Origin of the sequence: Phenylobacterium sp., assembly GCF_035569475.1 — a bacterium.
GTDB lineage: Bacteria > Pseudomonadota > Alphaproteobacteria > Caulobacterales > Caulobacteraceae > Phenylobacterium.
In genome coordinates this window covers 53,544-65,412 of sequence record NZ_DATMNA010000042.1, presented here as the reverse complement: position 1 = coordinate 65,412, position 11,869 = coordinate 53,544, and the positions used below count along the sequence as shown (strand labels likewise).

9 protein-coding genes are annotated in these 11,869 nt (G+C 68.6%); 6 read left to right on the top strand and 3 right to left on the bottom strand.

Annotated elements, in window-relative coordinates; genetic code table 11:
* Positions 1-85: 85 nt before the first annotated feature.
* The 5 genes from erpA to VNW53_RS06865 all read left to right on the top strand — a co-directional run bounded on the left by erpA (position 86) and on the right by VNW53_RS06865 (position 4,107).
* Positions 86-418: an iron-sulfur cluster insertion protein ErpA gene (gene erpA, locus VNW53_RS06885; RefSeq protein WP_325554496.1), complete on the top strand. Its 333-nt coding sequence runs from the start codon at positions 86-88 to the stop codon at positions 416-418.
* Between the two features lie 410 nt (positions 419-828).
* On the top strand, positions 829-1,854 hold the full coding sequence (locus tag VNW53_RS06880) for a hypothetical protein (RefSeq protein WP_325554495.1): 1,026 nt from the start codon (positions 829-831) through the stop codon (positions 1,852-1,854).
* 183 nt (positions 1,855-2,037) lie between these two features.
* A complete protein-coding gene (locus VNW53_RS06875) occupies positions 2,038-2,409 on the top strand; it encodes a hypothetical protein (RefSeq protein ID WP_325554493.1) in 372 nt (123 codons plus the stop codon).
* 157 nt (positions 2,410-2,566) lie between these two features.
* On the top strand, positions 2,567-3,346 hold the full coding sequence (gene xth / locus VNW53_RS06870) for an exodeoxyribonuclease III (protein ID WP_325554491.1): 780 nt from the start codon (positions 2,567-2,569) through the stop codon (positions 3,344-3,346).
* A gap of 47 nt (positions 3,347-3,393) precedes the next feature.
* On the top strand, positions 3,394-4,107 hold the full coding sequence (locus VNW53_RS06865) for a hypothetical protein (RefSeq protein ID WP_325554489.1): 714 nt from the start codon (positions 3,394-3,396) through the stop codon (positions 4,105-4,107).
* On the opposite strand, the gene VNW53_RS06860 is transcribed toward VNW53_RS06865, so the two are convergent.
* The 3 genes from VNW53_RS06860 to ilvD are packed head-to-tail and all read right to left on the bottom strand — an operon-like array spanning position 4,104 to position 8,286.
* A complete protein-coding gene (locus VNW53_RS06860) occupies positions 4,104-5,804 on the bottom strand; it encodes an amidohydrolase (protein ID WP_325554488.1) in 1,701 nt (566 codons plus the stop codon). The genes VNW53_RS06865 and VNW53_RS06860 overlap by 4 nt on opposite strands.
* 53 nt (positions 5,805-5,857) lie before the next feature.
* Positions 5,858-6,547, bottom strand: a complete 690-nt coding sequence (locus VNW53_RS06855; protein WP_325554487.1) for an aspartate/glutamate racemase family protein — start codon at positions 6,545-6,547, stop codon at positions 5,858-5,860.
* A 2-nt stretch (positions 6,548-6,549) separates the two neighbouring features.
* Positions 6,550-8,286, bottom strand: a complete 1,737-nt coding sequence (gene ilvD, locus VNW53_RS06850; RefSeq protein ID WP_325554485.1) for a dihydroxy-acid dehydratase — start codon at positions 8,284-8,286, stop codon at positions 6,550-6,552.
* A 511-nt stretch (positions 8,287-8,797) separates the two neighbouring features.
* Between ilvD and VNW53_RS06845 the strand changes: the two genes are divergently transcribed.
* Positions 8,798-11,404, top strand: a complete 2,607-nt coding sequence (locus VNW53_RS06845; protein WP_325554484.1) for a TonB-dependent receptor — start codon at positions 8,798-8,800, stop codon at positions 11,402-11,404.
* Positions 11,405-11,869: the final 465 nt, after the last annotated feature.

Below are 11,869 nucleotides of genomic sequence, written 5' to 3'. Positions count from 1 at the left end.
CCATCAAATCCATCTATATGACAGGCCCTTGGTCCAAGCCGTTGGCCACCTCATATAGTCGAGGCGTTTCATTCGTCTAACCATGATGTCCAGCACCGAACTCACCCTGTCCCCGTCGGCCGCGCAACGCATCCACGCCATCGGCAAGGCCGAGGGCAAGGCGCTGATGCTGCGCGTGGCGGTGGAAGGCGGCGGCTGCTCGGGCTTCCAGTATCAGTTCGACCTGGTCGAGACGGCGCAGGCCGACGACCTGAAGATCGAGCGCGACGGGGCCGCCGCGGTGGTCGACGAGATGTCCCTGGCCCTGCTCAAGGGCTCGGAGATCGACTTCGTCGACGAACTGGCCGGCGCTGAGTTCAAGGTCCGCAATCCCAACGCCAAGTCCAGCTGCGGCTGCGGCGTCAGCTTCTCGATCTGACGGCCCCCTCATTCGCGGCAGGCCTGGCGATCGCGGGATCGGCCGCATCGGCTGAGGGCGCCCGAGCCATGCCGCGAGCCTCCGCCATCAGGCGGGCCGTCGTCGCCTGAGCGTTCTCATCGCCCGCCAAGCCGCGCCAATGCATGGCCATCTCCAGCCAATGCGCGCGAAGCGGGGAGCCAAGGCGCTCAGCTCCGCGGGCCTCGCATCGTTCAGCTCCTTGCGCGCAGGCGCGGGAGGTCGCAGCCGGACGCGCTGCCGAGCCCCGCAACCGGCGGAGATCATCGGCGGCTAAAGGGGCGGCGATCCTGTCCGCGAATTAACGTGACCGCGGCGGCGCGCGCGGCTCCCATCCTGCGCCAGGGTCCGGACGGCGCGAGCGCCCACGCCGGCCCCGGGAGACCTGCAAGATGTTCAACGCCACGACCCTCGCGGCCCTCAGCGTCCTGGCCCTGGCGGCTGCGCCGCCGGCGCCGCCCACACCGCCTGCCCCACCCGCGTCGCCCGCCATGGCCGGCATGACCGCCTGGGACGACGTCGCCCAGGAGGTCCCAGCGAGTTTGGACTGGCAGATCCGTCCGGCCGACGCCAAGGACGGCGCGGGCCAGGTCCAATTCGAGATCGGCTACCGCAGCGAGCATCACGCCTCGACGATCGGGGAGACGATCCCGCTTTCGACGCTCGCCGGCCTGTCGGACGGCCAACTCGCCAGCGCGGGCCAGCCTATCGCCTTCACGATCCGTCACGACGCCGGCGACTTCCGCTGCAAGGGCGTGTCCGGCGAGGGCCGTGGGGTCGGGACCTGCGTCTACGCCGCCAACGCCGCCTTCCCTGCGGCGCTGGCCGGGCGTGGGATCGGCGGCGGCCTGGAGCCCTACCAGCAGTTCCATATGGCCATGAGCGACATCGGCTTCGCCTATCTCGACGAGCTGAAACGCGAGGGCTACGCCACGCCCAGCACCCTCGACCTCGCGCGCGCCGCGATCCACGGCGCGGGGCTGAAGCAGCTCCTAGCGATGAACGCCGCCGGCTACCGTTTCGGCGACGTGGCGACCCTGGTGAAGATGCGCGACCATGGGGTCTCGGCCCGCTACGTCACCGCCTTGAAGGACTATGGCTACGCCGGGCTCAGCGCCAACGACCTGCAGCGCCTGCGCGACCACGGAGTCAGCACGACCTACATCGGCGAGCTCAGGCAGGCCGGCTATTCCGGTCTGAAGCCGGAGGACCTGGTGCGCCTGCGCGACCACGGCGTGAGCGGCGGCTTCGTCGGCGAACTGCACGCCATGGGCTACGACGGCCTTACTCCCGAGCAGCTCACCCGGCTGCACGACCACGGCGTGAACGCCGGCTTCATCCGGGTCGCCAACCAGGCCGGCGGGCGGTTGTCGCCGGACGACCTGATCCAGTTGCGCGACCGCGGCCGCCGCCGCTAGACGCCCGCGCCCGGCGCACCGCCATGGGCGCCCGCAGGTCGCGAAAGCGAGGTTGGCGCCCACCATCTGGGCCGGATGCCGCCACGGCCAGTGGGGGGCCGGCAGGTCACATACCGAGGTTCGGCTTGCGCTCGGCGGGCCGCGGCCTGACTGTCCGCGAAAGTCATGGGGAAGGACGCCAGTATGAAGCTCGTCTCGCTTGCGCGCCGGCTCGGCGTCGCGATCCTCGCCACGGCCGCCCTCGCGGGTCCCGCCGCCGCCCAGGCTCCGTCCTACGACGGCGATTGGGCCGGCACGCTGGAGGCCGGCGGCCAGAAGCTGCGGCTGGAGCTGCACCTCAAGACGGTCGGCGGCCAGGAGACCGCCATCCTCGACAGCCTCGACCAGGGCGCGAGCATTCCCGCCACGGCCGTGAAGACCGACGGCGGCGAGCTTTCGGCCCTTTTCCTGGCGGTGGGCGGCGAACTGAAGGCCAAGCTGTCGCCGGACGGCAAGACCCTGGCCGGAACCTGGACCCAGGGCGCCACCCTGCCGCTGACCATGACCCGGAAGTAGCCTTCCCTCCCCTTCGTGAGGAGGGTAGCGAGCGAGAGCGAGACGGGTGGGGCGCCGCGGGCCAAACTCGGAGCCTGATCTTCACTTCCCCACCCCGGCCAGCTAGCGCTGGCCTGCCCCTCCCCATAAAGGGGAGGCAAAAGGCCGGAGCCCTCGGATGCGCATCGCCACCTGGAACGTCAATTCGGTCAATGCGCGCCTGGAGACGGTGCTGAAGTGGTTCGAAGCCGCCCAGCCGGACGTCGCCTGCCTGCAGGAGATCAAGTGCGTCGACGAGAAGTTCCCCGCCGAGGCCTTTGAACGGCTGGGCTACAACGTCGCCGTCCATGGCCAGAAGTCCTACAACGGCGTGGCCCTGCTCTCGAAGGCGCCGATGGAGGACATCCGGCGCGGCCTGCCCGATCCCGGCGAGGAGGAACAGTCGCGCTACCTCGAGGCGGTGATCTCCGGCCCGCGGCCGGTGCGGGTGGCCTCGATCTACCTGCCCAACGGCAACCCGGCAGACAGCGAGAAGTACCCCTACAAGCTCTCCTGGATGGGCCGGCTGCATCGCCACGCCCACGACCTGCTGGCCCTCGAGGAGCCGCTGGTCCTGACCGGCGACTACAATGTGATCCCGGAGGCGCGCGACGCGGAGTTCCCGGCCAACTGGGAAGGCGACGCCCTCTTCCGGCCGCAGACCCGCGAGGCGTTCCGCGCGCTGAAGCACCTGGGCCTGACCGACGCCTTCCTGGAGGCCGACGGCAGCCCCGGGGCCTATACCTTCTGGGACTACCAGGCCGGCGCCTGGCAGCGGAACAACGGCATCCGCATCGACCACGCCCTGCTCTCGCCCCAGGCCGCCGACCTCCTGAGCGGGGTCACCATCCACCGCGACGTTCGGAGCTGGGACAAGCCCTCCGACCACGTCCCCCTGGTCATCGAACTCGACCTCTAGCGAACGGCGATTTGGGCAGACTCAGCCAAGGGGCGTACCCTGCGGCCATGGACGAGCTCACGCGGCTGCTGGCGTTGCTGGGGTTTGCGGGTGTCGCGGTCACCCTGGTGGCCGGGATCGCGCGGTGGCGGATGAACGAAAGCCGCCGGATCCAGCGGGGCCTGAAGGCCGTGCTGAAGGGGGACCTGCACGGCTTCCTGCCGGCGCTCGGGCGCGGCAAGGGCATGGGCTTCAACTTTACGACCAACCAGGCCGCCGTGGTCTGGGACGCCGGCGGCTGGGGCCTGATCTACGCCCTGGACGAGCTGATGGGCGCCGAGGTGATCGTCGACGGCCTGGTGGTGGGCCGGGTCCACCGCGGCGAACAGCGCAAGGCGCTGGAGGCCTTCGACGCGGCCGAACGGGTGGCGCTGCGGCTGGTGTTCGACGATCTGGCGCATCCGGACTTCGTGCTCGACCTGTGGCTGCCGGAGGACGAGGGCCGCCGCGACGAGCTGCCGCCGCCCGAGGCCATCGCCGAGGCCAACCGCTGGCTCGCCCGCATCGAGGCCCTGCTGCGCCGGCCGATGACCACGCGGCGTCCGGTCGCCCCGGCGGTGGTCGCGGCCACGGTTCCCGCTCAGCCTGCGCCGGAGTTCGCCGAGCCGGCCGAGCCATTCCCGCCGCTCACGCCCCTGTTCTCCCGCCTCGCCGACCAGGACGACGACGACCCGCCCTGGGACGAGGACGAAGACGCCGAGGACCGGCGGGCCCTGCGCTAGGCCTGGTAGACCGTCGTCCCGCCGGTGACGGTGCGGACGATCGCGATGTCCTTGATCTTGTCGGGGTCTGCCGTGTGGGGATCTTCGGCCAGCACCACGAAGTCCGCGAGCTTGCCCGGGGCGATGGAGCCCTTGATCGCCTCTTCGTGGCTGGCGTAGGCGCCGTTCAGGGTGTTGACCCGCAAGGCCTCGTCGACTGTGATCCTCTGGTTCGCGCCCCAGACCTTACCGTCCCAGCCCTTGCGCGTGACCATCGCCTGGATGGCCATCAGCGGCGAGAACGGCCCGGGATTGAAGTCCGAGCCCGCGCAGACGGGAACGCCCGCGTCCAGCAGGCTGCGGAACGCCATGGCGTGGGTCATGGTCTCGGCCCCGTAGAACGGGAACTTGTCGGGGTTGTAGTAGGCGTAGGTGGAGAATACCGCCGGCACGACGCCCGCGGCCTTGATCCGCGCGATCAGCTCGTCGTTGAGCAGGGTGCAGTGGGTGATCTTCGGCCGCGCGTTCGAGCGGGGATAGAGCTTCTGGGCGCGCTCCACCGCGGTCAGCACCTGGGCGATCGCCACGTCGCCGTTGGCGTGGCAGTTGATGTCGATCCCCGCCCGGTGGACGCGCTCGATCCAGCCGTTCAGCACGTCCTGGGTTTCGGTCAGGTTCCCGAAATAGGGCGGCGAGACGCCCGGATAGGCGTGGCTCATGGCCATGGTGCGTTCGGAGAAGGAGCCGTCGACGATGTGCTCCGACGTGGCGCCGAGCTTGATCCATTCGTCGCCGAAGCCGGTCTGCAGGCCCGAGCGGATCATCGCCTCCAGGACCAGCGGCTGGGCCTCGTAGCTCACCCGGTGTTTCAGCTCGCCGCGTGCGCGGACGTCCTGCAGGGCGCCGAGGTCGCCACCCTCGTGGTGGACGCTGGTCAGGCCGTAGCGGACGAACTGCTTTGAGATGTGGGCCAGGCCGTCGCGGGCGCGCCGCGCGTGCTCCTCCGGGGTGAAGGCCTGCCGGCGGCCGACGGCCTCGACGGCGACGTTGGCCCGGTCGGTGACGCGGCCGTTGAGTTCACCGTCCGGGAACCTGTCGAAGGTGCCGCCGGGCGGGTTCTGCGTCGCCTTGGTGATCCCGGCCATGGCGAGCGCCCGGGAATTGTAGAACGAGGTATGGCCCCCGCGGTGACGCACCACCACCGGCTGGGTGGTGGAGACCTTGTCGAGGTCCCGGACGTCGATCAGGCGGCCGTCCTTGACCTTGGTGTCGTCGTAGAACTCCCCCACGACCCAGGTGTCCGGCGGCAGGGTCTGGGCCTTGGCCCGCAGCTTGCCGACGATGCTGTCGATGGTGACGAACTCCACCTCGAAGGGGTTGCCCACCAGGACGTCGTAGAGAAGCGTCTCGCCGGGCGCGTGGTTGTGGCAGTCGATGAAGCCCGGGGCGATCGTCATCCCCTGAGCGTCGAAGGTCTGGGTGCGAGGGCCGACCAGGGACCTGATGTCCTCGTTGCGGCCCACCGCCACGAACCGGCCGCCGCGCACCGCGAAGGCCTGGGCCCGCGGCGCGGCCGCCTCGACCGTCAGCACCTTGGCGTTGAAGACCACCAGATCCGGATCGTCGGGGCCCGCCAGGGAGGCCCCGGCCCAGGACGCGCCCAGGCCGGCTCCGGCCAGCCCCAGGAAACCCCGGCGATTCTGATCCCACGCCCGCATGTTCGGCCCCCGCCTGCGCCCCGTTTGCGGCGAGTGTCGCGCGGCGCCGCCGACTAGGCCAGAGCGAAGTCCACGGCCGCCTCGCAGTGGGCGACGGCGGTGTCGACGGCGGGCAACGGCATGGCGGCGACGTCCAGCAGCAGGCCGATCTCAGTGCAGCCGAAGACGATCCCGTCGCAGCCGGCGGCCTTCGCGTCCTGGATCATCTGCAGCACCGCCGCCCGCGAGGCCTCGGTGATCACGCCCACGACCAGCTCGTCGTAGATGATCGCATGCAGGCGGTCGCGGTCGCCCTTGGGCGGGGTGACGGTCTCAATGCCCTGGGCCGCCAGCCGCTCGGCGTAGAACGGCTTCTCCATGGTGAAGCGGGTGGCGAGCAGCAGCGCCTTGGTCACGCCCTTGGCCTTCAGCGCCTCGGCGGTCGCGTCGGCGATGTGGATCACCGGGGCCGAGACCGCCCCGGCCACCTCGGCGTAGTTGAGGTGCATGGTGTTGGCGCAGATCAGGATGGCTTGCGCGCCCGCGCCCTCGAGCCGCCGCGCCGCGTCCGCCAGGATCACCCCCGTGGCCGCCCAGTCGTCCTTCGCCTGCAGCTCGGCGATCGGCGCGAAATCCAGGGACCACAGGGCGATCTGCGCGGAATGCAGTCCGCCCAGCCGCTCGCGCACCAGCCGGTTGATGAGCTGGTAGTAGACCGTGGTGCTTTCGGCGCTCATGCCGCCGATCAGGCCGATGGTCTTCACGCTCAGATGTCCGCGTAGACGTGGGTCTCGCCGGCCATGCCCGGATGGGTCACGGCGCCCTCGTGGGCCGGGCCCACGATCTGGGCGTACTTCCAGAGCGCTCCGGAGCCGTAGTCGGTCTTGCGCGGCGCCCAGTGGCGCCGGCGGTTCTCCAGCTCGATGGGATCGACCTCCAGTTCGATGGTTCCGGCGTCGGCGTCGATGGCGACGATGTCGCCGTCCTTGATCAGCGCGATCGGCCCGCCCATCTGCGCCTCCGGCCCGATGTGGCCGACGCAGAGGCCCCGCGTGCCGCCGGAGAACCGGCCGTCGGTGATCAGGGCCACCTTGTCGCCGCGGCCCTGGCCGGACAGCGCCGCCGTGGTCGACAGCATCTCGCGCATGCCGGGCCCGCCGCGCGCGCCCTCATAGCGGATCACCAGGACGTCGCCGTCCTTGTAGTCGCCGGCCTCGACGGCGTCGAAACAGGCCTGCTCGCCGTCGAAGCACCGGGCCGGGCCGCGGTGCGCGCGGTGCGACGTCATGCCGGCCACCTTGACGATGGCGCCGTCGGGGGCAAGCGAACCCCACAGGCCCACCACGCCGCCGGTCGGCGACAGCGGGTTGGAGACCGGGCGGATCACCTCCTGGTCGTCGCGCCAGACCACGTCCTTCAGGTTCTCGGCCAGGGTCTTGCCGGTGACGGTCATGCAGTCGCCGTGGATGTAGCCGCCCTCCAGCAGGGTCTTCAGCAGCATGGGCATGCCGCCCGCCTCGCCCATGTCCTTGGCCACGAAGCGGCCGCCGGGCTTCATGTCGGCGATGTGCGGCGTGCGCGCGGCGATCTCGGCGAAGTCGCGCAGGGTGAACTCGATGCCGCACTCATGGGCCATGGCCGGAAGGTGCAGGCCGCCGTTGGTCGAGCCGCCGGTCGCCGCCACCACGGCGGCGGCGTTCTCGAAGGACTTGCGGGTGACGATGTCGCGCGGGCGCAAGCCCGTGGCGATCAGCCGGACCACCGCCTCGCCCGAGGCCACCGCATAGGCGTCGCGGCTGAGATAGGGCGCCGGCAAGGAGGCCGAGAGCGGCAGGGCCAGGCCGATGGCCTCCGAAACGCAGGCCATGGTGTTGGCGGTGAACTGGCCGCCGCAGGCGCCGTCCGACGGGCAAGCCACCTGTTCCAGGCTGCAAAGGTCTTCCAGGCTCATCCGGCCGGCGGAGTGCATGCCGACGCCTTCGAAAACGTCGACCACGGTCACGTCCTTGCCCTGCCACGAGCCCGGCAGGATCGAGCCGCCGTAGAGGAAGACCGACGGCACATTGAGCCGCAGCATGGCCATCATCATGCCCGGCAGGGACTTGTCGCAGCCGGCGATGCCGACCAGCGCGTCATAGGCGTGCCCGCGCATGGTCAGCTCGACCGAGTCGGCGATCAGGTCGCGGCTCACCAGCGACGAGCGCATGCCCTCGTGGCCCATGGCGATGCCGTCGGTGACGGTGATGGTGCAGAACTCGCGCGGCGTGGCGCCGGCGGCCTTGACGCCTTCCGACACCGCGTGCGCCTGACGCATCAGGGCGGTGTTGCAGGGCGCCGCCTCGTTCCAGCAGGAGGCCACGCCCACGAAGGGCTGCGCGATCTCGCGGCTGCCCAGGCCCATGGCGTAGTAATAGGACCGGTGCGGCGCACGGCTCGGCCCCTCGGTCACGTGACGGCTGGGAAGGTTCGTCTTGTCCCAGCTTCCGTCCGGCTTGCGATGCATTGAATAGGCCTCCAGGTCGAGGCCCGTTCCTTAAGCGCGCGGCGCAGCGCGGGAAAGCCCCGCCGGCGCCCCCGCGCGACCGCAAACCACCCGCCCCGGCTGCACCGGCACATCCCCACGGCGCCGCGAGGCCGGAGTCGTATCATTGGTATTCGGCAAATCGATGTTTTATCAGGTGAAATTCCGGAATTAGAAATTTTGGTTCGCATGTAAACCGCGAAACCCGCGAAGTGCTTACGAAGTACGCGGCAGCAATTCGCTGGTCATCGCATCCGTCGCCTCAGTACCTGACCGCAGACATCGCCAGTTTCCTGCGTGCAATTTGCGCATTGACCTCGCGGAAACTGTGGCTCTTTCGCCAATCCAACTAAGCTACAGTTAGTTATCGGCGATAATGAGCGCCTGGGCTGTTGACGCCCACAGGTTGTGGCTCCAGCGTTCCCGATAGGCGCAGCCAATAGCGTCAATGGAAACGCCGGGAGAATTTCGAATGATGTGGAAGCGCTCTCTGTTGGCGTCCAGCGCCCTGCTGGCCGCCGCACTCGCGACGACGACCCATGCCCAGACCCGTCCGGCCGCCGCCGCCGCGGGCGCCAACACCATCGAGGAGCTCGTCGTCACCGCCGAGCGGCGCGAGCAGAGCCTGCAGGACGTGCCGGTGGCCGTGACGGCCTTCAGCGCCCGACAGCGCGCCATCGAGGGCATCACCACCGTCCAGGACATCACCAACTTCACGCCGGGCCTGACCTATTCGAGCCAGCTCGACCGCCCGGTGATCCGCGGCCTGGCCCGCAACAACAACATCTACCTCTCCGACAGCGCGGTCGCGGTCTACTACGACGACTTCTTCTCGAACTCGACCTTCCTGGTCGGGCGCGACGACATGCTGATCGACCAGGTCGAAGTGCTGCTCGGGCCGCAGGGCACGCTCTATGGCCGCAACGCCGTGGGCGGCCTGATCAATACCCTCTCCAAGCATCCCAGCGAGGACTTCGGGGGCGAGGTGCGGGCCGTCGTCGGCAACTTCGGCTACACCAAGTTCGAGGGCACGGTCACCGGCCCGACCATGATCAAGGGCCTGAACTTCCGGCTCAGCGCCTACGACCTCAACCAGACCCAGGGCTATTTCAGGAACCTCGTCGGCCCCTCCGAGGGCGACGTGCGGCATGACCCCTATTTCGACGCCATGCTGGAGTACAAGAACGACAAGAACGAGATCTGGCTGGACGCCTATATCCTGGGCTTCAACAAGGACCGCGGCGGCCCGGGCGGGCTGCTGGGCATTCCCACGGGCGGCCACTACGACAAGTCCGAAACCCAGCCCGGCCAGTTGGTCTTCAACCCGAACTTCCCGTTCGGCGGCGGCGCCGTGCCGGGATCGGTGGTCGGCATTCCCGCCGGCCTGACCGACAATCCGGCGCTGCAGAACATCCGCACCTTCGCCCACGCCCAGCCGACCAACATCGTCCTGAACGCCACCTATACGGTGACCCTGCACGCGACCCATCACTTCGACGGGTTCGACGTGAAGTACATCGGGGGCTACAGCCAGTATCATTACGACCTGCACACCGCCTACTTCAACAACGACAACTCTCCGGTGACGTCCTATCAGATCCCGCTGGCGCCCGGCGGCACCTGCGCCACGCTCGGCCCGCCGATCTGCACGCCCCTTACCGTCCATCCGCGGCAGATCTTCGAATATGAGGCGCACCCCAACTGGTCGAGCCACGAGCTCGACTTCTCCTCGACCAACGACAGCCCGATACAATGGATCGGTGGCTTCTATCGGTACGACGAGTTCGACAACAACCCCGAGCGCTTCCAGGAGCCCGACCAGCCGCAGATCGGCGCCCCGGCGCCGGTGGCGCCCGGCCTGCCGGCCCCGCCGAACCCAAGCCTCGACTACCTGTTGCTGGACTATCAGGACCACATCTCGTCTACGGCGGCCTTCGGCCAGATCGACTGGAAGTTCACCGACCAACTGAAGCTGACGGCCGGTCTGCGCTACACCTACGACGAGAAGCACGGCCAGGAAGAGGCCCGCTACATCGCCTTCCAGGACCTTTCGGCCGCGGTCAGCGCGGAGAATCTCGGTTCATTCCTGCCGGCGGTGGACATCACGCCGATCCAGATCAGCATGACCCCGGGCAAGGGCATCTGTTCCACGCCCAACCTGCAGACCACCGGCAAGTTCGCCGGCGACTGGGTCCGCTGCCTGAAGGACCACTCCAGCGCCTTCACCGGTACGCTGGGCCTTTCATGGACGCCGGATAAGGAGACCCTGATCTACGGCCGCTACAATCGCGGCTACAAGGCGTTCGGCTTCAATGCGGGCTTCATCGGCGCCAACGTCGAGGCCGCGCCCGAGTACGTCGACGACTTCGAAGCCGGCATCAAGAAGACCTGGCGGCGCTTCACCCTCGACGCCGACGTCTTCTACTACGACTACAAGAACGCCCAGATCCCGATCGGCGTGCCGGTGGGCGCGGTCAGCGTGACGGAGTTCATCAACATCCCGAAGTCGATCTCGAGGGGCTTCGAGCTGACCGCCTTCTGGCAACCGATGGACCATCTGAACCTGAGCCTGGTCTACGGCTTCGACGACACACGGATCGATTCGGGCTGCAGCCTGGTGGGCGGGGTGGCGACCGGCTCGTGCTTCGTCGACATCGCCGACCCAGGCGCCACGGCGGTGGGCGCCAGGCCCGTCGGCGCCACGGGCGCCCAGGCGGTCAGCGGCAATCCCTTGCCGCAGGCGCCCCGGAACAAGGTCGCCTTCAACGCCAACTACACCTTCGAGTTCGGCCCCGGGAACCTGATCCTCTCCGGGAGCTACATCTGGAAGGACAAGTCCTACGACTCGATCTTCACGCGCTTCTATGACGAAGCGCCGAAGTGGGACCAGGTCGACCTGCGCGCCACCTGGCAGGGCGACCACGACAAGTACGAACTGGTCGCCTACGTGCGGAACCTGTTCGACACCCTGGGCTACGACGCCGCCGCCGGCGGCTATCCCATCGCCTCCCCGGTGGGCGGCGGCGGGTTCACCCAGGCGCCGGCCTACGACCTGACCCCGCCGCGGACCTACGGGTTCGAGGTGCACTACAAGTTCTGACTGCGCCGCAAGGCCGGATCGACCGGGGCCGCTCCTCCAAGGGGCGGCCCTTTTTCGTGGCTCATCGCGGCGCTGGGTGGGCAGTCGGATGGCCCTGGCGCCTCGCGTCCTTCCCGCCCGCTCCCGCCGGACCGGACTCAATCCTTGGCTGTGAGGGTCCGACCGTGTTGCAGCATTGTTTCTGGTCAGCAATCTTTTCAGAGGGTCCGTACGTCGGCGACCGATGTTTTTTCAAGGGAAAATTGGCAGTTCGAAAATCCGGTATCCATTTTCAGTCCAAGTGTACGCGCAATCACCACTGGCATTCCTCCCCAGCAACCGCCATTAGATCCTGTACTCGGTCGCCCATGACTGAGTTCTCGATACATGTGAACGGCGCAATTTACAGAAGCCGGAGAGCCCGCAACTGTGTCTCCGGCGCCAAGGTGGCGGACCCTGCATTGGTTATCGGCGTTCATATAGCCC